Consider the following 24,025-nt stretch of genomic DNA (forward strand, 5'->3'; position numbering starts at 1 on the left):
CTTACCCTGTGCGCTGCATTGTCATCTGTCACGGTTATCTGCCGGGGCCACTGTTATTTTCCGGCCTCATGATCATCTGCCGGAACCATCAGCCTCGGCAGCGCATTGCCCCTATCAAGAAAAGTACAAGGAGCGGGTATCTTGCAGGACCCATACACGACCTCTGCGTCATCTTCTGCCGCGACTCCCTCTGGCGCGACGCCCTCTGCTGCGACTCGCTCTGCTGCGACTCGTTCTGTGGCAGCTCGCTCTGCTGCAGCTCCCGCGGGCGCGTCTGCCGAGCCTTCCGCTTCCCCGGCGCTGTTGGTCAGTCGTGGGCTCGGGCGTCAATTCGGCCAGCAACAGGCTGTCACCGGGCTGACCTTCACGGCCTCACGTGGTGAGGTCATCGGTCTGCTGGGTCCCAATGGCGCCGGCAAGACCACCAGCCTGCGCATGCTGGCGGGCACGCTCGCCGCCACCCAGGGCCAGCTGGAGCTGGAAGGCGAAGCCTTCGATGGTCGCGCCAGTCAGCGCCAGCTCAATCGCCTCAAGCGTTGTATCGGCTATCTGCCGGAAGGCGCGCCCCTGTGGCCGCAGCTGACGGTGCGCGAGAGCCTCGAGTGCGTGGCGGGTCTGCATGGGTTGTCGCGCAAGGTGCGTAATGATCGCCTTGCGGCATTGATGGATCGCCTGGATATCACGCCTTTCGCCAATCAATTGTGCGCCGTGTTATCCAAAGGCTATCGGCGTCGCGTGGCGCTGGCGATGGCGTTGACCCATGACCCGGACATCCTGCTGCTCGATGAGCCCACCGATGGGCTGGACCCGCTGCAGAAGGACAGCGTGCGCGCCTTCATTCGCGAGCTGGGGCGCGAGCGACTGATCATCGTCTCCACCCACCTGCTGGAGGAAGTGCCTCGCATCTGTGACCGTGTGCTGGTCATGGCCAATGGCCAGCTGGGCTTCGATGATACGCCGGAGGCGCTGGCCGCGACCTCGGTCAGCGAAGGCATTCTGGGCGGCAGCCGTTCGCGCTACGGCGCGGGGTATGGGGCGAGCTCCAGCCTGCCGGTATGGCGAGTGACGCTGAGTCGGGCCCTGAGCGAGCGCGAGCTGGCCAGTGTCTCGCGCCTGCCGGGCGTGGCGGCCATCACGCCCGTCAAGCCCGGCGATGCCATGGCGCGTGACAAGTCGCCGCTGGTGGTTTCGACTGGCGCCGTGCTGCGCCTGGCCGGGCGTCTCCACCAGGACCCGCGCCCCGCGCTGGCACGCTGGTGCAGCTACATGGAAATCCGCCTCGATGAATGCGTCCACGAACGGGGCGATATCGAGGTCGCGTTCCGCCAGCTGGTGACGCGCATGGCGGAGCAGCCCTCGCCGTTGCCGATGCGCAAGCAGGCACCGCGCGCAGATCAGGAGGTGTCGTCATGAGGGCCGTTCTCGCGCTGGTCCGCCGTGACCTGCATCAGGCACTGACGCAGGGCGCCAGCTGGTCGCTGCTGGTGGTGATGGCGGTGCTGGCTCCGCTGGGAGCCTTCGAGGTGGGCGATCTGCTGGCACGTGATCGCGCCGATCTTGGCTCGCTGTGGCAGGTGTTGCCCTGGTTGCTGGTGCTGTGGACGCCGCTGCTGGCCCTGCGCGGCTGGCCGGAAGAGCGTGCCAACGGCCTGCTCGAATGGCTGTCCGGCCTCGGGCTGGGGTCGTGGCGACTGGCCAGCGCACGCCTGATCAGTGCCAGCGTGCTGGGCTGGCTGGGGCTTGCGATGACGGCGCCGCTGGTAGTGCTGATCCATTGGCTCGGCACGCCGGATCTCGGCTTGATGCTCAGCGGCTATCTGGGCATGGCGCTGCTGGTGATGGCGCTGGCCAGTCTCGGTCAGGCGCTGGCGGTGCGCGCGCCTTCTGCGCTGTCGGCGTGGCTCGGGGCGCTGGTACTGGGTCTGGCGCTGATGCTGCCGGGCACACCCGCGGTGACGAGCCAGCTGGCTCAGCATCTGGCGCCGCACTGGGTGCAGCTGCTCGATCTGATCAGCTTGCCGGCGCATCTGACGCCTTTCAGTGAAGGCCGGCCGACCTGGCTCGATGCCAGCTACTTCCTGCTGTTGACCCTGGCCGGGCTGGTGCTGCAGGCGCGCGGCCTCAGTCAGGAGCGCCATGCACGCAAGCAGGCGCCACAGTGGCTGGTCACGGCGGCGCTGGCGGCTGCGGTCACCGCGCTATTGCTGGCCGGCGTGCGCCTGCCGCCGCTGCTGACGGCCGACGGCCACAACCCGCTCACCCGCGCGCATGATCTGACCGCCACGCGTCAGCACAGTCTGAGCCCCGCCAGTCGTGCGGTGCTCGATGATCTCGAGGCTCCGGTGACGCTGACCTTAGCCTACAGCGAACGCTTCGCCGCCGATCTGCCGCAGCTGCGTGAACTGGCGACACGGATCGAGACGCGTCTGGCCGCCTTCGCGCGTGAGCCGCAGATACGCCTCAAGCGTGTCGACCCTGCACCGGACAGTGCCGACTTCGCGGATCTCGAAGCGCAGGGCCTGACCGAGCTGTCATTGCCGGGCGGCGAAGAGATGCTGTTCGGGCTGGTGGTAGATGGCCCCTACGCCGAACGCCGCGCCATTCCGCTGCTCAAGGCGGCGGATATCGGCGGGCTGGAAGCGCAGGTGACACGCCAGATCCAGGAAGTCTCGCGCACCGAGCCACCGCGCCTGGGCGTCGTCTCGCGTTTGCCGGTGATGGGCCAACCCAGTCTGGAGCAGGGCAGAGCGCTGGGCAGCTGGGGCCTGATGGAGCATCTCAATGCACGCCTGCGCATCGACTGGCTGTCGGCCGGCGATGATGCCGCGCGTCCGATCGCCGATCAGGATGCGTTGCTGGTGATCGCGCCGCGGCTGTTGCCGGTCAAGACGCTGGAGGCCATCACGGCCTATCTCGAGCGTGGCGGCCGGGTGTTGATGCTGGTGGACCCGCTGCCCGAAATGCTCGATCAGCCGGCGCCGGCTTCCGAGGCGCTGACGACATTGCTGGCGCGCGCCGGGCTTGAATCGCGCGCGGGCGAGGTGGTGGCGGATGCGCAGCTGGCCTTGCCGATCGGCTTGCTGGACGGCACGCGTGCGCTGAGTCCGACGTTGCTCGGGCTAAGTGCCGCGCAGCTGTCGGACGCCGCGCTCAACCTCAATGTCGAGCAACTGGTGATGTCCAGCGCGGGCTGGTTGGCGCCGCTGTCTGATGCAGCAGATGCATCATCGAAAGGCCCAGGGGCGCAAGACGCGCCGTTGCAGTGGCTGATTCGTGGCAGTGATGAGGCGCGCCTGATTCCGGCGGCACGCGTTCACGCCAGCCGCATGGACCCGCGTCCGCTGTCGGGGCTGGCAGGGGAAACACCGCCGGCCGGTGGGCTGGCCGTGCTGGCGCAATGGCCAGCGGCGGGCGCCAAGGGTGGCCAGTTGCTGGTGGTCAGCGATGTCGACATGGCCAGTGACCGTCTGTGGCGGCGCACGGCAGCGGATGGCAGCGAGCAGGCCCTCAATGCCAATGCGCGCTGGCTGGAAAATGCCGTGGACCTGCTGGCAGGCAGCCCCGAGCTGGTCGCCCTGCGCGCGCGCGCCCATCAGGTGCGCGAGCTGACGCGCCTGCATCAACTGGCCGATCGTCAGGCCGCCGAGGAGACCCGGCTGCGCAATGCCTGGCAGACGCGTCTGAGTGCGCTCGGCGCGACGCCGGTGTCTGGCAAGGCCGAAGCCGCGCAGCAGAGCGACGCCCTGGCGGCGATGCAGCAGGACTTCGAGGACGCGCTGTCACGTCAGCAGCGTGAGGCGAATGCCGAGCGTGATGCCCTGCGTCGCGAGCTGCGCCTGTGGACGCTGCTGGCCTTGCCGGTGGCGTTGAGCCTGCTCGGCGAGCTGATCTGCTGGCGCCGTTATCGTGCCAGCCGTCGCGCGGGCTATCAGTCGACAGGGCGTCTGTCGGGCCACGGTCAGCCCAGCGGGAAGCGCAGCGCAGAACGAAATGAACAGCGCAATGAACAGCGCAGTGCACAGCACAGCGCCCATTCCGCGAGTGACGTCGCCACAAGCGCTTCGACAGGCTCGGGCAAGTCAGCCGCAAGCAATGCAGCTTCAGGCAAGGCAGCTTCAGGCAAGGCAGCTTCAGGCAAGACGACGCCGAGCGATACTACCCAGTCGGGAGGTGATTGATGGGGCGCTTCAATCGGACGGGATGGGCACTGACGGCGCTGGTCTCCGTGGCCGCGGTGATGGCGCTTACCGCAGGGCCGTCACTGCTGGAATCGCTGCGCTCAGGCGCCGCCACGGACGGGGCAGACCCGGCCCAGTGGCAAAGTGATTCGCTGATGAGCCAGGCGCTGACGACAGTGGCCGCGGGTCAGTCAGGCATCTTGCAGCCCTTGCCGCTGCTCTCGCAGGTGGCCGCCTCGGCGCAGCGTATCGGCATTCGACGTGGCGCAGAGGCCAGCCAGGACTGGTTGAGTCTGGCGCGTGGGCCCGCAGGCGACTGGCAGATCACCTCATTGGCCGGCTGGCCTGCCCGCCAGGGCAAGGTGGAGGCGCTGGTGAGTCAGCTGGGCGAGGCACAATTGCGCACGCGCAAGCCGGCCACGGACAAGGCACTTGAAGCGCTGGGCTTCAGCGCGCAGTCACCGCTGCTGAGCGTGAAGGGCAACGGCGCTCAGGTGAGTCTGCAACTGGGCGCCAGGCCCGCGGCGGCAACGCAGCTGAGCGGTGCGGGCAGGGCTGAGTTGGCGGGACGCTACGTGCGGTGGGTGCCATCGCCCTCGGATGCGAAAGTGAAAGGCTCCCACGCTTTGGCTGGCGTGAATGGCGCGCCGATCTGGGAGCTGACGCGCGATATCGGGTTGCCGGACTGGCGCGGCGGCATGGCGCCCAGCGAGGTGCTGAATGTCACCGAGCTGCGCAGTGACGCCGCGGTGTACAAGCCGCTGAGTCGCATGGACATCTCGCTGGTGGCGTCTGCTCAAGACGCCTCAGCACGGCAAGCGCCGCTGGTACGAGGCCTGGCACCTGACAGCGACGCTGCCCATCAGATTCTCGCTGCGCTGTCGCCGCTGACGCAGAATGACCTGCGCCCCCGTGCCTCCACGATAGAAAGCGGCGCAGCCCAGCCAGACGCCTGGCAGCCTGCCGTGACGCTGACCCTCAACTGGTCGCGCCCCTCGCTCTATTACCGTCAGCATGAGCAGCTCAATGATCGCACCCAGCTGGTGCTGGCCATCGCCGCGGGCAGCAAGCCCTGGGCGCGGCTGACGCTCTCCGGCAAGGGGTGGCCACCTGAACTGGTCGCGCGCTTGAATGCCGTCGAGATACAGGTCAATGGCGCGCTGCGCGATCATCTGCTGGCACTGGGCGCGAGGGCGTTGCAAGACGAGCCCGTTGAGCTCACGGCTATCGCGGTTCAGGCGGCGCTGGCGGTCAGTCGTGCCTTGGCGTTGCCTGAGGCGGAAGCAGCTGAGACGGGAGCGGAAACAGCCGCTGCGCTGGTGCCGGCGGGCATGGAAGGGGAGTGAGGTGCTCCATGGGCCAAAGGGAGGAGTAGCGCCCATGGGGCGGGGCTGGCATGCTGTTGACTATATTTAAACAACCGTTTGTCTGGGCGCGTCAGGGACGGCGGCCCGTGGTAAGGAGACCTTGCGATGAATGCCACCTCACGGCAACCCCGGCCCGGGCAGGACTTGTCCAAGCAGGGCGACGCTAACCCGGCGGGCCTGAATGCCGACACCGAGCGCCCGGTGCTGGCCTTCGCGCATGCCAATGGCTTCACCGGTGCCTGCTACAAGAGCCTGCTGGCGCCGCTGGCCGAGCACTTCAATCTGCTACCGGTGGACCGACTGGCGCACGACCCTGCCTACCCGGTCGGCAACAATCTGATCTCGCTGCGTGATGAGTGGCTGGCGTGTCTGGACGCCGCGCTGGGGCCATTGCCCGCGGCGGGCGGCACCGGGCGCAAGGTGATCGGGGTCGGGCATTCGCTGGGAGGCATCGTCAATTACATGGCGGCGCTCAAGCAGCCGGAACGCTTCCACTGCCTCGTGCTGCTCGACCCGCCGTTGATGCTGGGCCGTGATGCGCTGGGCATGAAGGTCGCCAAGCGCTTCGGCTTCATTGATCGTGTCACGCCGGCAGGCCGCACTCGCGGGCGTCGCGCGCGCTGGGACTCCCGTCAGGCCATGCAGGATTACCTGCGCCGTCGTTCGCTGTTCGCCAATTTTACGCCAGAGGCGCTGGACGACTACGTCGACAACGCCACCCATCGTCACGCGGATGGCAGCCTGTCATTGAGTTTCGATACCCGTCATGAGGTCGAGATCTTCCGTCACCTCAGCGATCACCTGTCAGGCTCGCCGGCGAAGCTGGCGGTGCCGGTCAGGATTCTGGCCGGCGCCCAGTCTGATCTGCTCACGCCGGCGCGTCAGGCACGCCTGCGCCGCGCCGGGCTGACGGTGGAGCATGTCCGGGGAGGACATATGTACCCCTTCGAATACCCACAGGAGACGCGCGCCGCGCTGCTGGCGGCCATCGCGGACCTCGCGCCGCCGGATGTACTGCCGCCAGGCCTGCTGGCCGGGAGGCAAGCATGAGCACTGATCAATCCATTCAGGACATCGCAGAGGCTCCCCTCAGCGCCAACGTTACGCTGCGAGAGCGTCGCTTCCCACGGCGCACAGGCGGAGAATTGGCGGCCCTGGAGTGGGCGCCTGCCGAGCACGCCGAGCAGGCACCGACGTGGCTGGCGCTGCATGGCTGGCTCGACAATGCCGCCAGCTTCAGCCGCCTGGCGCCGCTGTTGTGTGAGCGGCTCGGCATTCGTCTCATCGCCATCGACATGGTCGGTCACGGTCTCTCGAGTCCGCTGGGTGAGCACGGTGATTATGCGGTGTGGGATTACTGCCACGATGTGATCGAGGCGCTGGAAGGCCTGTATGACGAGGGGCTGCCGCGCGCGCCGGTCACGGTGATGGCGCACTCGCTGGGGGCGGCGGTGTCGGGGCAGGTGGCTGCAGCGCTGCCGGAATATATCGCGCGACTGGTGCTGATCGATGGCATCGGCGCACTTGCCTCGCCAGCATCGGAGGTGGTCGATCAGCTGCGCCGCGGATTGCTGGCACGCCACACGCAGCCGGTCAGGCGCGCCGCCACGCGACGTGCCCATTATCGTCATGTCGAGGACGCCGTGGCGGCGCGGGTCGCGGGAGGTGTCACGCCGATCGATGCCGACACGGCGCGGCCGATCGTCGAGCGCAACCTCGAGGTGCTGGAAGACGGTGGCCTGCGGCTGAGAAGTGACCGTCGCCTGCTGCGGCCTTCACTGATGCGCTACACCCCGGAGCAGGTGCTGGCGTTATTGGCGGCGTTGACCCAACCGGTACTGCTGATCGAGGGCGAGCAGGGTATCCTGACCATAAGGCACGAGGCACAGCAGGCGCGCGATGCCGTGAAGAGGCTCGAGCGTCGCGTCTTGCCGGGCGGCCACCACCTGCATCTGGAGCCGGCCCATGCGGCGGCGGTCGCCGATGCCATCGTCGAGTGGATCAGCTCGCACTGAGCGATGCACCGCGTGCCGTGTCCGTTCATCTTTCATCATCTGCAGCGGGAGACATGCCATGGCCAAGCGCAAGACCATCGCCCTGGCACTGGGGAGTGGCGGGGCCCGAGGCTATGCCCATATCGGCGTCATCGAGGAAGTGCTGGCGCGCGGTTACGACATTCGCGCCATTTCGGGCTGCTCGATGGGCGCACTGGTCGGGGGTATCCATGCCGCCGGCAAGCTGGATGCCTATCGCGACTGGGTCTGTGAGCTGGATTACTTCGACGTGCTGCGGCTGGTGGATGTCACCTGGAGTCCGATGGGCGCCATCCGCGCGCGCCGCATCATGGATGAGCTGGAAGCCCTGATCGGCGACACGCGCATCGAGGATCTGCCGATTGCGGTCACCACCGTCGCCACCGACCTGATCGCCCAGAAGGAGGTCTGGTTCCAGAGCGGCAATCTGCTCGAGGCGATTCGGGCCTCCATCGCGGTGCCCGGGGTGATCACGCCGGTGCAACGCGACCGCAAGGTGCTGGTGGATGGCGGCCTGATGAATCCCTTGCCGATCACGCCGCTGGTCGCCGCCCACGTTGACCTGGTGCTGGCGGTCAACGCCACGGCGCATTCGCCGCGCAATCAGACACTGGAGCAGATGCTGCCGCCGGCCGATGCCGCCGAGGAAGAGGCGCGCGAAGCCGCCCTGGAAGCGCGCGGCGGTGGTTTCAGTGACTGGCTGCGGGGAGTGCGTCGCGGTGCCGAGCGCATCTTCTCTGCCGAGAAGGAGCAGGCGCTGGAGGACCAGCAGGGCATGGCATTTGCCAGTCCGGTCGGCGGCGTCCCGCTGCCGCCGGGCGATGCCTCGCGCCTGAAGTTCGAGGCACTGAAAAGCAGCGATGCCGAGCCAGCGCCGGGAGAAGAAGCGTTGGCAGAGCCGCAGGCAGAGACTGGCGCTGTCGTCACCCATGGCAGGCAGCCGCCATCTGCAGCCGAGCCTGAGCGGGTCGATGAGAACGCGCCGGAGCTTGCCTGGGGCAAGCTGGACATGATGATGCGCTCCTTCGATATCACCCAGGCGACGCTGGCCAAGTACAAGATCGCCGGCTATCCGCCGGATATCCTGGTCGAGATTCCCAAGACGGTGTGTGGCGCCTATGAATTCCACCGCGCCGCGGGCCTGATCAAGCTGGGCCGGCACCTGGCCGCTGAAGCGCTGGATCGCTACGAGAAGGGCAGCGACGGCTAGCCTTGTTTGAGTTGCCCTTTAATGAAAAAGCCCCCGCCAATCGGCGGGGGCTTTTCGTTACGGTGCTCTTCAATACAGTGCTCTTCAATACAGAGCTCTTCATTGAAGAGCGTGTGACCGAAGCCTGAGCGAAGCGTCGTCTCAGCCGTTGATCCACTTGTCGAAGATGGCAGCCTGCTCGCCGGTGCCCTGCATCTGGGTCAGCCACTGATCGACGTAGGCCTTCCAGATATTGTCACCCAGCGGCAGCAGATAGCCCTTCTGGGAGAAGGTGAATGGCGTGTCCGGGTGCACGCTGCACAGTTCCGGGTGACGGCTGGCCTGCAGCTGGGTCTCGATGGCGTCGGTGACCATCACATCGGCACGGTCTTCGATGATGTTGTTGAAGATGGTGCGGTTGTCGTTATGCGCGACGCGCGTGGCATCGCTCAGGTATTCATTGGCGAAGCGCTCGTTGGTGCCGCCCGGATTGACGGTGATGCGCACGCTGGGCTGATTGATCTGCGCGACGGTCTGGTACTTGTCGACGTCCTCGCAGCGCACGATGGGCGTCTTGCCGCCGGTCTGGTACGGCTTACTGAAGTAGGCCTGAGCCTGACGGTCCAGCTTGACCGAGATACCGGACATGGCGATGTCGCACTTGCCGGAGGTGAAGTCTTCCATCAGCGTCGGCCAGCTGGTCGGCACGGGCTGTACCGTGGCGCCCAGGCTCTTGGCCAGTGAGGCGGCCATGTCGATGTCGATGCCTTCGAAGTCGCCATTGTCTTCACGGTGGCTGAAGGGCGCGTAGTCACCGGTGGTACAGACCTTCAGCACCTGGCCTTGTTGCACGCGCGAAAGGGTGCTGTCGGACAGTGCATCGCTGGCGGCGGCCGGCATGGCGAAGGCCAGTGACAGGCCAGCGGCGGTCGCGCCGCCGAGAATGGCAGCGGAAAGGGCGTGGCGTGAAGAAGTGCGCATTGGCTGTTCAGCGTTGGGTGTCATCAGGGTGTTCCCTTGTCTTTATGGCGGCAGGCTCGGCGTGAGGCCTGCCTCTGCTACTCGAGTGCTAGGCTATTCAAGCACTCAGTTATTCAGATGCTCGCTATTCAAGTGCTCAGCGATTCAGATGCTCGGATCGTCAATGTCTCGGCGGTGTGGCGAGCGCGGGATTCGCTCAGTCGAGCAGCGGGTCACGGCCCTTGCTGCGCAGCAGGACATAGACTGCGCCGCTGCCGCCATCCAGCTCCAGTGACGAGGTGAAGGCCAGCACGTCAGGCCATTGGCGCAGCCAGGCATTGACGTGGCTCTTGATGATGGGGTGATCGGCCATGCCGGTCCATGCCTTGCCATGCACCACCAGCACGCAGCGTGAGCGACGGGCGATGGCATCGTCGATGAAGGACTCGAGCTCGATGCGGGCCTGCTCCAGCGTATAGCCGTGCAGGTCGAGGCCCGCCTCCCAGGCGATCTCGCCGCGCTTGAGGCGCTGACGCTGGCGGTAGGGGAGATCAGGCACCGCGAAGTCGAGCAGCTGGCTGGGCGTGACCGGCTCGACCTGACCATCGGTGGTACGTGATGGCGTGCCGAGCGTGTCGGTCGAGGCTTCGCTGGCGGCAGCGCGCCGCGCCGCCAGACGCGCCTGCTCTTCCTTGTCGACGGGCTTGCGGCCGGGGTCGGCGCGGTTGGTGGTGATCTTGCGAACGCCGGCCTGCTTGAGGGCGGCACGGAAGGCGTTGAAGTCGTCGCCGGTATCCGAGCTGTCGTCGTGGTTGGGTGGCATGGCCGGGCTCCGCGGGCAATAAAATGGCAAGTCGCGCAGTATAGCGCGGCTGTTGTCGCTGTCGAAGACAGGCTGTTGTCACTTTCGAAGACAGGCGGTTGTCGCTTGCGAAGACAAAAGCGGCAGGCGCGCCATCAAGGCATGCCAAGGGTCGCCGCCACGCCTCGTGAACGCTACAATGCCTGCGCGAGACGCCACCGGCCCCTCACGACTGGCGGCGCTCGTTGTCCATCTGTCCGCTTACAGGAATCACCGTGTCCACATCTTCCGCGTCCGACCTGCGCCATCCTTCCAGCCTCAGTGAGCCGGACTCCCGTCTCGTCGAGGAGCTGGTGACCCTGCGCGACCTGATCCGCTGGGCGACCAGTGAGTTCCACGCGCATCGCCTGCACTTCGCCCATGGCACCGATTCTGCCTGGGATGAAGCGGTGGCGCTGGTGCTGGGTGCGCTGCATCTGCCGTGGGACACGGACCCCGCCGTGATCGACGCGCGCCTTCTGACCATGGAGCGAGCGCGCATCGTGGCGCTGGTGCGTGAGCGCATCACCACCCGCAAGCCGCTGCCGTACCTGCTCGGCGAGGCCTTCTTCACTGGCGTGCCCTTCGATGTCGATGAGCGCGTGCTGATTCCGCGCTCGCCGATCGCCGAGCTGATCGAGAGCGGCTTCTCGGCCTGGTTCCCGGAACTGCCGCCGACTCGCGTGCTGGACATGTGTACCGGTTCCGGCTGCATCGGTATCGCCACCGCGCTGGTAATGCCGACCGCCGAGGTCGACCTGGTCGATATCAGCAGCGAGGCGCTGGAAGTCGCGCGACGCAACATCGAACGCCACGACGTGGCAGGGCGTGTCATCGCCGTGCAGTCGGACCTGTTCGCGGGCGTGGCGGGCAAGCGCTATGACCTGATCGTCTCCAATCCGCCCTATGTGGATACCTTCGATCTCTCCAACATGCCGCAGGAATTCGGCCATGAGCCGGCGCTGGCGCTGGGCGCCGGTGATGACGGCCTGGATATCGTGCGTCGTATCCTGCGTGAGGCGCGTGACTACCTGACCGACGACGGCGTCTTGATCGTCGAGGTCGGCAACTCCGAGCGTCACCTGATGGAAGCCTTCCCGGAAGTGCCCTTCATGTGGCTGGAGTTCGAGCGCGGCGGCAACGGCGTCTTCGCCATCGATGCCCAGACGCTGGAAGTCTGCGCGCCCGAATTCGCTTGAGCTGGCGGGCGCCTGACCCGGCGGATTTCGCTTGAGCTGGCGGGTGCCTGAGCTGGCGGGATTCGCCAGAAGCACGGGCGCAAGCCGCCAGGCTCTGCAACGCTTACGACAACTATTATCAGAACGCCGTCGGCCATGACCGGCGGCATCGCCTGAGGACCCCCTGAATGTCCGGAAATACCTTCGGCAAGCTGTTCACCGTCACCACCTTCGGCGAAAGCCACGGTCCGGCACTGGGCGCCATCATCGATGGTTGCCCGCCGGGCATCGAGATCAGCGAAGCGGATCTGCAGATCGATCTGGACCGCCGCCGTCCCGGCACCTCGCGCCACACTACCCAGCGTCGCGAGCCGGACCAGGTGCGCATTCTCTCGGGCGTGTTCGAGGGTCGCACCACCGGCACGGCCATCGGCCTGATGATCGAGAACACCGATCAGCGCTCCAAGGACTACGGCAAGATCAAGGACCAGTTCCGTCCGGCCCACGCCGACTACACCTATCACCACAAGTACGGTGAGCGTGACTATCGTGGCGGCGGCCGCAGTTCGGCCCGCGAGACCGCGATGCGCGTCGCCGCCGGTGCCATCGCCAAGAAGTATCTGGCGGGCCTGGGCGTGCAGGTGCGTGGCTACCTGTCCCAGCTCGGCCCCATCGAGCTTGAGGTCAAGGACTGGTCGCTGGTCGACACCAACCCGTTCTTCTGTGGCGATGCCGATCGCCTCGAGGAGCTGGAGCAGTACATGGACGCCCTGCGCAAGGAAGGCGATTCCGTGGGCGCCAAGGTCACCGTCGAGGCGACTGGCGTGCCGGTCGGCCTGGGTGAGCCGATCTTCGATCGCATCGATGCCGAACTCGCGCATGGCCTGATGAGCATCAATGCCGTCAAGGGCGTCGAGATCGGTGACGGTTTCGCCGTGGTCAGCCAGAAGGGCACCGAGCACCGTGACGAGATGACGCCGGAAGGCTTCCTCTCCAATCATGCCGGCGGCATTCTGGGCGGCATCACCAGCGGCCAGACCATCCGTGCCAGCATCGCCCTCAAGCCGACCTCCAGCCTGCGACTGCCGGGGCGCAGCATCGACGTCAACGGCGAGGCGGTCGAGGTGATCACCACCGGCCGTCATGATCCGTGTGTCGGCATCCGCGCCACACCGATCGCCGAGGCGATGGTCGCGCTGACGCTGATGGACCACCTGCTGCGCCATCGCGGTCAGAACGCCGACGTCAAGGTCGACACGCCGGTGCTGCGCGAGGTGTAAGCCGCTTGCGGCGTTGCTGAGCTTGTAGAAAAACACGCCCCAGCCGTGGAGAGATGCCCTGCATCCTTCGTGGCTGGGGCGTCTTGCGTTGTGGGCTGGCTTGCGGAAAGTAAATAAGAAAAGACGTAAGTAGCAGGCTGCCCCCGTGTCACTCGCGCTGCTAGACTCGAATGGCATGCATGCCAGCGGACTCGCGCACCACGCCGTGCGCGGGCAGACAACACAAGGAATCTGCCATGAAGATCAATGTCGAATTCGACCTCACGCCGCAGGAATTCCGCCAGGCGATGGGCCTGCCGGACGTGGAAGCCTTCCAGCAGGAATTGATGGAGCGCTTTCGTCGCCAGATGGAGGCCGGTGTTGAAGGCTACGACCCCATGAGTCTGCTCAAGCCATTGATGGCACCGGGCGCGGGCACGCCGTTTGCCAAGTTCATGCCGCCGGGCATGGCCGAGGGGATGATGGGCGGCGCGTCTGGCAATGCCGGGCAGGGCGCAGCGGGCGGCATGTCGGGCGACATGGGCGAGAGCATGGCCCAGGGCATGGCCGCCTTCAATCAGTACCAGAAGATGATGCTGGATACCCTGCAGCAGTTCGGTCAGGGCGGCGCGGAAGGCAAGGAGGCTGACAAGCCGGAGTCTGCCACGCGCAGGAGTTCGGGGCCCAGTAGTGATCACGGCGCGGATCAGAAGGCAGAGCAAAGCGCCAGCCGGGCGGATGATGCGAAACCGGCCTCCGCGGCCAGTGCGCGCTCACGCGCCAAGCGCAGTTGATGACCGGCAGGCGCGAAGAACGCTCCTGGCTGACGGGGGCGTGAGGCATGCCCGGCCAATCCCATGACAGAAAATGTCGTTTGACAGTTTTCTGTCATGGGATTGCAACCACCTGAGGAGCAGACTAGTCTTTGTGCAGTGCAGCATATTGCTGTGCTCCACAGGTGGCGCAGAGACTTCTGCGCGCTGTCCCGGTACGGAATCCATGGGAGGAACCGTCATGCAGCAGGATCAGATGTTCAACGCCTTTGCCGAGCAAGCCCGCAGCTTCTACCAGCCGATGCGCAAGCTCAACACTCTGATGCTCGACCATATGGGCAAGATTGCCGATTATCAGATGGACGCTGCCAAGCGCTATACCGAGGCTGGTCTCGAGCGTGCGCGTGCTGCCACTGAAATCAAGGGTATGGAAGAGTTCAGCGAGTTCAGCAACCGCCAGCTGGAAGTGGCGACCGAGCTGTCTCAGCAGATGATGGATGATTCCCTGAAGCTGGCCGAGATGGGCAACGAAATGCGCGCCCAGCTCGAACAGGCCTACTCTGACGCTGGCAAGGAAGCCACCGACAAGGCGTCCGCTGCCACAGAGAAATCCGCTTCAGCAGCAGAGGACAAGGCATCCTCCGCTGCCAGCAACAAGCCGGCTGCCGCGACAAGCCGCGCCAAGCAGAACTAAGGTATACCCCGAAAAGGCTGGCGCTTGCGCCAGCCTTTTTTTTGCCGTTTTCAGGCATTGCCCCTGCCGTGCTGGAAGGCGCATGCTGGAGATGAGCACGCTGGCGCACAGGCTGTTTTGCTCTCGTATTCGCCGCGCGCGAATCCGACGGAAAGCAGACCTGCAGGTGGCAGACCATTCCAACTGACAGCGCATTTTAGCTGACAGCGCACTTTGCTTGCCTTGGCATGCTCGCCTGCAGCACCCTGAAATCAGCCGTGAAACGGTCTTCAAAACAGTCTGAAAAGCAGTGCCCGTCGCCAGTGAAGGCGCCCGTCTCACGAGAGACGGCATGGCACTGCTCAGTGGTCAGGAAGGATTCGATTCGATGAAATCGTGCCGCCGGCAGATGTTCGGCAGCCAAGCTTCGATAGCCAATGACGTGATGGTCAATGACAAGGAGGAAGGGCGATATGGACTCAGCCCAGCAGCAGGCGTTCTCGCAGACATTCTCTCAGGCCTTTACCAGTCTGTTCCCCGACGGTGCTGAAGGCACGGAGTGGGCCAGCGTGATGCAGCAGGCCAGCGCCCAGTATCAAGCCTTGATGAGTGACATGCTGGAGCGCCTATGGCCCAGCGCCGCCGCTTCCACCATCTATGACGAGATGGGTCGTTGCTTCCAGGCGGGTGCCGAGGCCCTGGCACGCGACCCGCAACTGTTGATGTCGACCCAGACGCGCCTCTTCCAGGACCAGATGGCCCTGTTGCAGGGCACGTTGCGCGAGCTGAATGGCGAGAGCGTCGAGCCGGTGATCACGCCCGCGCGCTCTGATCGCCGCTTCCGCGATGAGGCCTGGCAGCGCGAGCCCTATTACCACTTCCTCGTGCAGCAATACCTGCTGTTCTCGCGCGCCGTGGACGACATGCTGGCCGGCATTCAAGGCCTGCCGGAGAGCCAGAAGCGCAATCTCGAGTTCTACGCGCGCCAGTACGTCAGCGCCTTCTCGCCCTCCAACTTCGCCTCCACCAACCCGGAAGTGCAGCGCGTGACCCGCGAGACCGGCGGCCAGAACCTGCTCGACGGCCTGAAGCGTCTGCGCGATGACCTGGCCAACTCCGCCGAAGGCATCAATGTCGCGATGACCGACACTGAAGCCTTCCGTCTCGGCGACAACATCGCCGTCACGCCGGGTGACGTGGTCTTCGAGAACGAGCTGATCCAGCTGATCCAGTATCGTCCGGCCACCGAGAAGGCCTTCAGCACGCCGTTGCTGGTCGTGCCGCCGTGGATCAACAAGTACTACATTCTCGATCTGCGTCAGGACAATTCGATGATGCGCTGGCTGGTGGAGCAGGGGCACACCGTGTTCCTGATCTCCTGGCGCAATCCGGGGCCCGAGCAGAGTGATCTCACCTGGGCCGATTACATGCAGATGGGGCCGCTGGCCGCGATGGATGCCATCGAGCAGGCCACCGGCGAGAAGCAGGTCAACATCCTGTCCTACTGCATCGGCGGTACGCTGACGGCCAGCACCATGGCCTATCTGGCGGCCGAGAAGCAGTCCGACCGCGTGCGCTCGGTCAGCTACATGGCAACGCTGCAGGATTTCTCCGATCCCGGTGAGATCGGGGTCTTCCTCAACGAGCCGGTGCTGCAGGGCCTCGAGAAGCAGATGGCGCAGGACGGCTATCTGGATGGCCGCGTGATGGCGTTCTCCTTCAATCTGCTGCGCGAGAATGACCTGTTCTGGTCGTTCTACGTCTCCAACTATCTCAAGGGCGAAGCGCCGACCGCGTTCGACCTGCTGTACTGGAACACCGACGGCACCAACCTGCCGGCCGGTACCCATGCCTGGTATCTGCGTCATATGTATCTGGAGAACCGCCTGGTGCAGCCCGGTGGCATCGAGCTGGACGGCGTGCCGATCGATCTCTCCCAGATCGAGACACCGAGCTACTGGGTCTCCGCGCGCGAGGACCACATCGCCAAGTGGCAGACCACCTACAACGGCACCCAGCTGCCCAAGGCCTCCATCAAGCGCTTCGTGCTCGGTGGCTCTGGTCATATCGCGGGTATTGTCAATCCGCCGCACAAGAACAAGTACGGCTACGCCACCAACGACAGCCTGCCGGCAACGCCGGATGAGTGGCTCGAGGGCACCGAGCAGCACGAAGGTTCCTGGTGGAATGATTGGCAGGCGTGGATGACAGGCAATGGCTTCGTGGAGCCGGAACCGGAGGTCTCTGCGCGCACACCGGGTGAGGGCAAGCTCGACGTGATCGAAGCGGCGCCGGGGCGTTATGCGCGCCAGACCATTCCGGAAGTGCTGGGGCAGAGCGTGCCGGAAGAGATCACCAGCGTGGCGGATGCGCAGCTCAAGGCCGTGCGTGATGTGCAGCAGACGGTCGAGAAGAGCGTGAATGAAGCGCTCAAGCAGGTGACGCTGCCGCTGGAAGAGGTCATGACCGCGATGACCGAAGCCGTCACCGGCAAGGCCGCCAATGATGCCGGCGACACGGCGGGCAACAGCTCATCCAGTGCCTCCAGGGCGCAAGGTGCGAGCACCAGACCTGCCGCTTCCAAGGCCGCATCAGCCGCTGGGGCGCCAGCCGCTGAGTCGGCAGCGCCGGCAAGCAAGCCCGCCGCGCGCAAGCGTGCTGCACCCAAAAGCACAGCCTCCAGGAGCAATGCTGCCAAGAGCACAGCTGCCAAGAGCGCAACGACCACCAGCAGCACGGCCAGCGACAGCACTACCAAACAGAGCACTGCGAGCACGGCTGCCAGCAGCACCGGTAGCTCAGCGACCAAGACCACCACGGCGAGAAAGACCTCCACGCCACGCAAGACGGCAGCCAGCAAGACGACCACTGCCAACAAGTCAACGGCGGCCAAGACGACTGCAAGCAAGACGACTGCAAGCAAGGCGACTGCGAGCACGTCAGCCTCTGACAGCAAGCCGTCTGCATCAGGCACCTCGAGCAGCAGCACTTCTTCCACGGCTTCGGGCTCCAGCGCTACGAAGCCCGCGACGACGCGCAAGAGCACTGCCAGCAAGAGCACGGCGAGCAAGAGCACCGCCAGCTCGACGGGAAGCGCGAGCACTGCCAAGACGGGTAGCAACACCGGGGCTTCCAGTCAGGAGGCTACCCGCTCAGGCACTTCAAGCTCTGGTGCTTCCACTACCACCGCCAAGAGTGACACCGGCAGCGAAGCGCCCAAGCCGCGCCGTGGCCGCCCCTCCAATGCCAGCAAGGCCGCCGCCGCCAAGGCCGCTGAAGAGGAGGCGAAGAAGGACGACGCCAAGCCTGCGGCCAGCAAGGCAGATGGCGCGTCTGGCAATGCCAAGGATAGCGACAAGAGTTGATCTGCGGCGCCACAAGCTGTGAGTCAGAACCGCAACGCCAGCCCTTCGGGGCTGGCGTTGCGCGTTCAGGCTGTGCTTGCAGGTCGGGCTTTCAAGCTCAAGCTGCGCTAGAGGTTTCTCGACGCCGCATCCCTTGCGCCTTCCAGCAGTTCGATCATCGCGCTGGCGGCGTTCGAGAGGGTGCGGTTGTTGTGATAGAGGTAACCGAGCTGGCGTTCGATGGGGCGGTGGTCGATGGGCAGGATCTCGATCTCGTCATCGATCATGCTTTCCGGTAGTACGCTCCAGCCCAGGCCGATGGCGACCATCATCTTGAGGGTTTCGAGGTAGTTGGTGGACATCGAGACTTCCACCGAGAGACCGTCACGCGCGAAGGTGTCGATGACGATGCCGCGCGTGAAGGTCAGGTGGCCCGGCAGCACGGCGTCGTGCTGTGAGAGGGCGGCCAGCGGCAACGCTTTGTGACCTGCCAGCGGGTGATCACGTCCGCACACGAAGCGCATCTCATCCAGCCACACCGGCACTACCGTCAGATTGGGATCGCGATGCGGTGCCAGGGTGACGACGGCCAGTTCCAGCTCCCCATCCAGTACGCCCTGATAGGCCTGTTCCGAATCCAGAAACCGCATGTCCATGCGCACCTCGGGGTGGGCCATGGTGAAGGCCTTGAGCAGCGGCGGCAGCCGGTGCAGGCCCACATGGTGGCTGGTGGCCATCGTCAGGCTGCCTTTTACCTCGCCGGACAGATTGCGCAGCGCGCGCCGGGTGTCATCGTGCATCACCAGGATGGCGCGGGCGCGGGGCAGCAGGATATTGCCGGCCTCCGTCAGCGAGACACGCCGTCCGATGCGATCGAACAGCCGTGCGCCATGCAGTTGCTCCAGCTGGGCGATACGTTTGGAAACGGCCGGCTGGGTGAGGTGCAGCTGCTCGGCGGCAAGCGAGAAGGAGGCGGTTTCGGCGACGGCGACGAAGGCCTGCAGAGAGGGTGTGTCCATGTGGGGCAGCTATCCTGTCATGAGGGCAATCATAGGGGCGTTCAGGGGAGCGTCAAGCGGGGCGATCGATACCGGCGCAGGCAGATGCACTCCTGATCAAGACCTGATGAGCAATGGTATTCCTTTTGGGAATCCAAAGCATGAAAAACATGAATTGCTTTTATTCATTCTCGCCGAGTACTCTTGATGGCACAGGACGCGGCGGCGATGCTGGAGCCAGCAAGCAAGTGGTCACTATCCACGGGCTCGCACGACCGCCCCGCCATCAACACTGGACGACACACCCTCATCAAGGGGCCGTTACGAGCCCCGAGGCAGCAAGCGCGCTCTTACCGTAAGGCGCCACGAGGAGACACGACATGGCTAGCCAGACCCTTTATGACAAGTTGTGGGATCAGCACCTGGTCAAGCAACGCGAAGACGGTACTGCACTCATCTACATCGACCGTCACCTGCTGCACGAAGTCACGTCGCCGCAGGCATTCGAGGGGCTGCGTCTGGCCGGTCGCAAGCCGTGGCGTCTGGATGCCAACCTGGCAACGCCGGACCACAACGTGCCGACGTCTCTCAAGGAGCGTGCTGCCGGTATCGCGGGCATCGAGGACGAGACCTCACGCATTCAGGTGCAGACCCTCGACGACAACTGCAACAGCTTCAACATCGAGCAGTTCACCATCAATGATGCGCGTCAGGGCATCGTGCACGTGGTCGGGCCGGAGCAGGGCGCGACTCTGCCGGGCATGACCGTGGTGTGTGGCGATTCCCACACCGCGACCCACGGTGCCTTCGCGGCACTGGCCCACGGGATCGGCACCTCCGAGGTCGAGCACGTGCTCGCCACCCAGTGCCTGATCCAGCGCAAGATGAAGAACATGCTGGTGCGCGTCGATGGTCGTCTCGGCACTGGCGTCACCGCCAAGGATGTCGTGCTCGCCATCATCGGCGAGATCGGCACCGCCGGCGGTACCGGCTACGCCATCGAATTCGGCGGCTCTGCCATCCAGGACATCTCCATGGAAGGCCGCATGACCATCTGCAACATGGCGATCGAAGCCGGTGCGCGGGTCGGTCTGGTCGGTGTCGATGACATCACCATCGACTATCTCTACGAGCGCCCCTATGCGCCGAACGCCCAGCAGTGGGAAGCGGCCGTCGCCGACTGGCGCAATCTGGTCTCCGATGCGGACGCCGAATTCGACAAGGTCGTGGTGCTCAAGGCCGAGGATATCGCGCCGCAGGTCACCTGGGGCACCAGCCCGGAGCAGGTCACCAGCGTCAATGGCGTGGTGCCGGACCCGGCTGCAGCCAGCGATGACACCGAAGCGCGTGGCATCACCCGTGCGCTCGAGTACATGGGCCTCAGCGCTCAGCAGAAGATCACCGACATCAAACTGGACCGCGTGTTCATCGGTTCCTGCACCAACTCGCGCATCGAGGATTTGCGTGAAGCGGCGCGCGTGGCCGAAGGCCGCACGGTCGCCAAGAGCCTCAAGCAGGCGATGGTGGTGCCGGGCTCTGGCTTGGTGAAGGCGCAGGCGGAAGCGGAAGGGCTGCACGAGATCTTCCTCGCGGCGGGCTTTGAATGGCGTGAGCCGGGTTGCTCCATGTGTCTGGCGATGAACGCCGACAAGCTGGGCGCCGGTGAGCACTGTGCTTCCACCTCCAACCGCAACTTCGAAGGCCGTCAGGGCTTCGGTGGGCGTACGCACCTCGTCAGCCCGGCCATGGCCGCCGCTGCCGCGATTGCGGGTCACTTCGTTGATGTTCGTGACTTTGCCCCCATCCCTACCAACAACACTCAAGTCGCCTGAGGAGGCCCGACATGGAAAAGTTCATTCGCCAGCAGGGCCTCGTGGCACCGCTTGATCGCGCCAACGTCGATACTGACCTGATCATCCCGAAGCAGTTTCTGAAGTCGATCAAGCGTACCGGCTTCGGGCCGAACCTCTTCGATGAGCTGCGTTATCTCGATGAGGGCTATATCGGTCAGGACATCAGCAAGCGTCCGCTGAATCCGGATTTCGTGCTCAACCAGCCGCGTTACGCGGGGGCCAGCGTATTGCTGGCGCGTCGCAACTTCGGTTGTGGTTCCTCGCGTGAACACGCGCCCTGGGCACTGACCGACTTCGGCTTCCGCGTGGTCATCGCGCCGAGCTTCGCCGATATCTTCTACAACAACTCGTTCAAGAACGGCCTGTTGTTGATTACCCTCGACGAGGACACGGTGGACCGTCTGTTCAAGGAAGCCGAGGCGGTGGAAGGGTATCGTCTGGATATCGACCTCGAGGCACAGGCAGTCATCACGCCGTCCGGTGAGTCGATTCCCTTCGAGGTCGACAACTTCCGCAAGCATTGCCTGATGGAAGGCCTGGACGATATCGGTCTGACCCTCAAGGACCAGGACGCCATCGACAGCTTCGAGAAGCGTCATCGCACCGAGCGTCCGTGGCTGTTCCGCGACGGCAAGACGGCCTGATCTGGCCAGCGTCGCGTCAGTCAGCGCCTGACATCGCAACATATTCGTCATGGCTCGCCGTCCAGAATGGCGGCGAGCCCAGTCTCAGCACCGACGGTGAACCGTCGGTCTCGCCGGAAGACTTCCGGCCCAAGGAGAGTTCCAGATGAGCCGCAATATCCTGATTCTGCCCGGTGATGGCATTGGCCCGGAAATCACTGCCGAAGCCGTGAAGATCCTTGAAGCCGCCCGCAGCGAAGGCCTGGACATCACGCTGAGCGAAGGCAAGGTCGGTGGTGCAGGGTATGACGCGGCCGGCCACCCGCTGCCGGCGGAAACGCTGGAGGCGGCCAAGGCGGCGGATGCCATTCTGCTCGGCGCAGTCGGCGGCCCGCAGTGGGACAAGCTCGAGGACATCTCGCTGCGTCCGGAACGCGGCCTGCTGGGGCTGCGCAAGGAGCTCGAGCTGTTCGCCAATCTGCGTCCGGCGATTCTCTACCCGCAGCTGGCCGAGGCCTCCAGCCTCAAGCCGGAAGTGGTGTCCGGTCTGGACATCATGATCGTGCGTGAGCTGACCGGTGGCATCTACTTCGGTCAGCCGCGTGGCATCGAGACGCGTGATGGTCAGCAGGTCGGTTACAACACCTACGTCTACTCCGAGTCCGAGATCGAGCGCATCGGTCGCACCGCCTTCGAGATGGCGCAGAAGCGCAACAAGAAGCTGTGCAGCGTCGACAAGGCCAACGTGCTGGAAGTCACCATGCTGTGGCGTGACGTGATGGAGCGCATCTCCGCCGACTACCCGGATGTCGAGCTGTCGCACATGTACGTCGACAACGCCGCCATGCAGCTGGTACGTGCACCCAAGCAGTTCGACGTGGTGGTCACCGGCAACATGTTCGGTGACATCCTGTCGGATGAGGCCGCGATGTTGACCGGCTCCATCGGCATGCTGCCGTCCGCCTCGCTGAATGCGGGTGGTCAGGGCATGTACGAGCCGTGCCACGGCAGCGCGCCGGATATCGCGGGCCAGGGCATCGCCAACCCGCTGGCGACCATCCTGTCGGTGGCCATGATGCTGCGCTACTCGCTCAACGAAGCCGCCTGGGCCGAGCGCATCGAGAAGGCGGTCGGCGTGGTGCTGGATGAAGGGCTGCGCACTGCCGACATCGCCTACGCCGGCACGCGCAAGGTCTCCACCTCCGAGATGGGCGATGCCGTGCTGGCCGCCTTCAAGGCCCAGGCGTAAGGCAAGACCCGCGTGAACGCCGCCAGCCAGCGGCGTTCACGCGATGATCATGGGGGAGCTCGGCGTGCGTCGCCGGGTTCTCATGTCAGGACCTGCGGCTGGAGCGTTGGGCAAGGCTCGTCTCGTGTGAGTTGCCTGTGCTCGCTGCGGGTCATTCCTGTGTCGGGAGCGGTGGTGTCTTCCATGCTCCCGGCCGTGCATGAACAAGGAGAACAAGCATGTTGAAAGTCGGATTTGTCGGTTGGCGTGGCATGGTCGGTTCCGTGCTGATGCAACGCATGCGTGATGACAACGATTTCGCCGGTATCGAGCCGGTATTCTTCTCCACCTCCCAGGTCGGTCAGGCCGGTCCTGACCTGGGCACGCCGGTGCCGGCGCTCAAGGATGCCAATGACATCAATGAGCTGAAGGCGCTGGATGTCATCGTCACCTGTCAGGGCGGCGACTACACCAAGCAGGTGTTCGGCCCGCTGCGCGAAGCCGGCTGGAAGGGCGACTGGATCGATGCGGCCTCCACCCTGCGCATGGACAAGGACGCCGTGCTGGTGCTGGACCCGGTCAACCGTCACGTGATCGACCAGAAGATCGGCGCCGGTGCCAACACCTTCGTCGGCGGCAACTGCACCGTCAGCCTGATGCTGATGGGCCTGGGCGGCCTGTTCGAGGCCGGCATGGTCGAGTGGATGACCTCCATGAGCTACCAGGCAGCTTCCGGCAGCGGTGCGCGCCACATGCGTGAGCTGCTGACCCAGATGGGCCAGCTCAATGGCAGCGTGGCCTCAGAGCTTGCGGACCCGGCCAGCGCCATCCTCGACATCGACCGCAAGGTGACCGCCACCATGCGCGGCGATGACTTCGCGACTCAGCAGTTCGGTGCGCCGCTGGCCGGCTCACTGCTGCCGTGGATCGATTCCGCGATGGAATCCGGTCAGACCCGCGAGGAGTGGAAGGCCGGTGTCGAGGCCAACAAGATTCTCGACAGCCAGGGCAACCCGATCATGATCGACGGGCTGTGCGTGCGTATCGGTGCGATGCGTTCCCACTCCCAGGCCTTCACCGTCAAGCTCAAGCAGGACGTGCCGCTGGACGAGATCGAAGACCGCCTGGCCAAGCACAACGACTGGGTCAAGGTCGTCGCCAATACCAAGGAAGACAGCCTCAAGCACCTGACACCGGCCGCCGCGACCGGCACCCTGACCGTACCGGTCGGCCGTCTGCGCAAGCTGGCGATGGGGGGCGAATACCTGTCCGCCTTCAGTGTCGGTGACCAGCTGCTGTGGGGGGCCGCGGAGCCTCTCAAGCGCATGCTGACCATCCTGCGTGAACATCGCGCGGCCTGATCGCACTGTGTAGCAGCATGTCGTCGGGTTCGTTGCGAGCCTGACCTGAAAACGCCCTCGGCTCTCTGGAGTCGAGGGCGTTTCTCTTTTGCACGTTACGTCTTGGAAGGTCGGTGATTTCAGGTAAGAGATAGGTCACTGATGTCACGGCGAGTACCAGATATCTC

At 64.9% G+C, this 24,025-nt stretch carries 17 protein-coding genes and 1 pseudogene; 15 read left to right on the top strand and 3 right to left on the bottom strand.

The window, feature by feature from the left end; translation table 11 throughout:
- The first annotated feature begins 141 nt into the window (after positions 1 to 141).
- The 6 genes from U0O11_RS04965 to U0O11_RS04990 all read left to right on the top strand — a co-directional run bounded on the left by U0O11_RS04965 (position 142) and on the right by U0O11_RS04990 (position 8,788).
- Positions 142 to 1,413, top strand: coding sequence for an ABC transporter ATP-binding protein (locus tag U0O11_RS04965; protein WP_324691935.1), 1,272 nt, complete (start codon positions 142 to 144; stop codon positions 1,411 to 1,413).
- Positions 1,410 to 4,178, top strand: a complete 2,769-nt coding sequence (locus tag U0O11_RS04970; protein ID WP_324691937.1) for a GldG family protein — start codon at positions 1,410 to 1,412, stop codon at positions 4,176 to 4,178. The genes U0O11_RS04965 and U0O11_RS04970 overlap by 4 nt, the downstream gene beginning before the upstream one ends.
- On the top strand, positions 4,178 to 5,524 hold the full coding sequence (locus U0O11_RS04975; protein WP_225347749.1) for a DUF4340 domain-containing protein: 1,347 nt from the start codon (positions 4,178 to 4,180) through the stop codon (positions 5,522 to 5,524). Before U0O11_RS04970 ends, U0O11_RS04975 begins: the two co-directional genes overlap by 1 nt.
- A 126-nt stretch (positions 5,525 to 5,650) precedes the next feature.
- On the top strand, positions 5,651 to 6,595 hold the full coding sequence (locus tag U0O11_RS04980; protein WP_318527677.1) for an alpha/beta fold hydrolase: 945 nt from the start codon (positions 5,651 to 5,653) through the stop codon (positions 6,593 to 6,595).
- Positions 6,592 to 7,560: an alpha/beta fold hydrolase gene (locus tag U0O11_RS04985; protein WP_225347750.1), complete on the top strand. Its 969-nt coding sequence runs from the start codon at positions 6,592 to 6,594 to the stop codon at positions 7,558 to 7,560. Before U0O11_RS04980 ends, U0O11_RS04985 begins: the two co-directional genes overlap by 4 nt.
- Positions 7,561 to 7,618: 58 nt before the next feature.
- The gene (locus U0O11_RS04990) at positions 7,619 to 8,788 is read left to right on the top strand and encodes a patatin-like phospholipase family protein (protein ID WP_225347751.1); all 1,170 of its coding nucleotides are present in this window, start codon (positions 7,619 to 7,621) and stop codon (positions 8,786 to 8,788) included.
- A gap of 141 nt (positions 8,789 to 8,929) precedes the next feature.
- Here U0O11_RS04990 and U0O11_RS04995 read toward each other — a convergent pair whose 3' ends face one another.
- Positions 8,930 to 9,772 carry a transporter substrate-binding domain-containing protein gene (locus U0O11_RS04995; protein WP_225347752.1) on the bottom strand — a complete coding sequence of 281 codons (843 nt, stop codon included), beginning with the start codon at positions 9,770 to 9,772 and terminating at the stop codon, positions 8,930 to 8,932.
- Positions 9,773 to 9,944: 172 nt separating this feature from the next.
- The gene (locus U0O11_RS05000) at positions 9,945 to 10,550 is read right to left on the bottom strand and encodes a Smr/MutS family protein (protein WP_131431499.1); all 606 of its coding nucleotides are present in this window, start codon (positions 10,548 to 10,550) and stop codon (positions 9,945 to 9,947) included.
- Positions 10,551 to 10,804: 254 nt separating this feature from the next.
- Here U0O11_RS05000 and prmB point away from each other — a divergent pair, with 254 nt between their 5' ends.
- From prmB to phaC, 5 genes and pseudogenes are all read left to right on the top strand, one after another.
- Positions 10,805 to 11,767 (top strand): 50S ribosomal protein L3 N(5)-glutamine methyltransferase, encoded by a 963-nt coding sequence (gene prmB / locus U0O11_RS05005; RefSeq protein WP_043335549.1) that lies wholly within the window; start codon positions 10,805 to 10,807, stop codon positions 11,765 to 11,767.
- A gap of 167 nt (positions 11,768 to 11,934) precedes the next feature.
- Complete coding sequence (aroC, locus tag U0O11_RS05010) at positions 11,935 to 13,026, top strand: chorismate synthase (RefSeq protein WP_043335551.1); 1,092 nt, start codon at positions 11,935 to 11,937, stop codon at positions 13,024 to 13,026.
- Positions 13,027 to 13,262: 236 nt separating this feature from the next.
- Positions 13,263 to 13,799 carry a DUF6489 family protein gene (locus tag U0O11_RS05015; protein ID WP_225347754.1) on the top strand — a complete coding sequence of 179 codons (537 nt, stop codon included), beginning with the start codon at positions 13,263 to 13,265 and terminating at the stop codon, positions 13,797 to 13,799.
- Positions 13,800 to 14,019: 220 nt separating this feature from the next.
- On the top strand, positions 14,020 to 14,472 hold the full coding sequence (locus tag U0O11_RS05020; protein ID WP_225347755.1) for a phasin family protein: 453 nt from the start codon (positions 14,020 to 14,022) through the stop codon (positions 14,470 to 14,472).
- A gap of 551 nt (positions 14,473 to 15,023) precedes the next feature.
- Positions 15,024 to 16,787: pseudogene (gene phaC, locus U0O11_RS05025) on the top strand (class I poly(R)-hydroxyalkanoic acid synthase); the annotation flags it as partial.
- Positions 16,788 to 17,923: 1,136 nt separating this feature from the next.
- Here the strand turns inward: phaC and U0O11_RS05030 are convergent.
- Positions 17,924 to 18,814, bottom strand: a complete 891-nt coding sequence (locus U0O11_RS05030) for a LysR family transcriptional regulator (RefSeq protein ID WP_054554935.1) — start codon at positions 18,812 to 18,814, stop codon at positions 17,924 to 17,926.
- A 359-nt stretch (positions 18,815 to 19,173) separates the two neighbouring features.
- Here U0O11_RS05030 and leuC point away from each other — a divergent pair, with 359 nt between their 5' ends.
- From leuC to asd, 4 genes are all read left to right on the top strand, one after another.
- The gene (gene leuC / locus U0O11_RS05035; RefSeq protein WP_043335560.1) at positions 19,174 to 20,625 is read left to right on the top strand and encodes a 3-isopropylmalate dehydratase large subunit; all 1,452 of its coding nucleotides are present in this window, start codon (positions 19,174 to 19,176) and stop codon (positions 20,623 to 20,625) included.
- An 11-nt stretch (positions 20,626 to 20,636) separates the two neighbouring features.
- Positions 20,637 to 21,290, top strand: a complete 654-nt coding sequence (gene leuD, locus U0O11_RS05040) for a 3-isopropylmalate dehydratase small subunit (RefSeq protein ID WP_324691954.1) — start codon at positions 20,637 to 20,639, stop codon at positions 21,288 to 21,290.
- A gap of 145 nt (positions 21,291 to 21,435) precedes the next feature.
- Complete coding sequence (leuB, locus tag U0O11_RS05045) at positions 21,436 to 22,518, top strand: 3-isopropylmalate dehydrogenase (RefSeq protein ID WP_043335563.1); 1,083 nt, start codon at positions 21,436 to 21,438, stop codon at positions 22,516 to 22,518.
- A gap of 218 nt (positions 22,519 to 22,736) precedes the next feature.
- Positions 22,737 to 23,858 carry an aspartate-semialdehyde dehydrogenase gene (gene asd, locus U0O11_RS05050; RefSeq protein ID WP_225347756.1) on the top strand — a complete coding sequence of 374 codons (1,122 nt, stop codon included), beginning with the start codon at positions 22,737 to 22,739 and terminating at the stop codon, positions 23,856 to 23,858.
- Positions 23,859 to 24,025: the final 167 nt, after the last annotated feature.

The sequence above is a fragment of the Cobetia sp. D5 genome (assembly GCF_035666195.1).
In the GTDB taxonomy this organism is placed as follows: domain Bacteria; phylum Pseudomonadota; class Gammaproteobacteria; order Pseudomonadales; family Halomonadaceae; genus Cobetia; species Cobetia amphilecti.

Coding starts and splice junctions, on each gene's coding strand:
- U0O11_RS04970 (WP_324691937.1), top strand. CDS start 1,410: ATGAGGGCCGTTCTCGCGCTGGTCCGCCGTGACCTGCATCAGGCACTG.
- U0O11_RS04975 (WP_225347749.1), top strand. CDS start 4,178: ATGGGGCGCTTCAATCGGACGGGATGGGCACTGACGGCGCTGGTCTCC.
- U0O11_RS04980 (WP_318527677.1), top strand. CDS start 5,651: ATGAATGCCACCTCACGGCAACCCCGGCCCGGGCAGGACTTGTCCAAG.
- U0O11_RS04985 (WP_225347750.1), top strand. CDS start 6,592: ATGAGCACTGATCAATCCATTCAGGACATCGCAGAGGCTCCCCTCAGC.
- U0O11_RS04990 (WP_225347751.1), top strand. CDS start 7,619: ATGGCCAAGCGCAAGACCATCGCCCTGGCACTGGGGAGTGGCGGGGCC.
- U0O11_RS04995 (WP_225347752.1), bottom strand. CDS start 9,772: ATGACACCCAACGCTGAACAGCCAATGCGCACTTCTTCACGCCACGCC.
- U0O11_RS05000 (WP_131431499.1), bottom strand. CDS start 10,550: ATGCCACCCAACCACGACGACAGCTCGGATACCGGCGACGACTTCAAC.
- aroC (WP_043335551.1), top strand. CDS start 11,935: ATGTCCGGAAATACCTTCGGCAAGCTGTTCACCGTCACCACCTTCGGC.
- U0O11_RS05015 (WP_225347754.1), top strand. CDS start 13,263: ATGAAGATCAATGTCGAATTCGACCTCACGCCGCAGGAATTCCGCCAG.
- U0O11_RS05020 (WP_225347755.1), top strand. CDS start 14,020: ATGCAGCAGGATCAGATGTTCAACGCCTTTGCCGAGCAAGCCCGCAGC.
- U0O11_RS05030 (WP_054554935.1), bottom strand. CDS start 18,814: ATGGACACACCCTCTCTGCAGGCCTTCGTCGCCGTCGCCGAAACCGCC.
- leuC (WP_043335560.1), top strand. CDS start 19,174: ATGGCTAGCCAGACCCTTTATGACAAGTTGTGGGATCAGCACCTGGTC.
- leuD (WP_324691954.1), top strand. CDS start 20,637: ATGGAAAAGTTCATTCGCCAGCAGGGCCTCGTGGCACCGCTTGATCGC.
- leuB (WP_043335563.1), top strand. CDS start 21,436: ATGAGCCGCAATATCCTGATTCTGCCCGGTGATGGCATTGGCCCGGAA.
- asd (WP_225347756.1), top strand. CDS start 22,737: ATGTTGAAAGTCGGATTTGTCGGTTGGCGTGGCATGGTCGGTTCCGTG.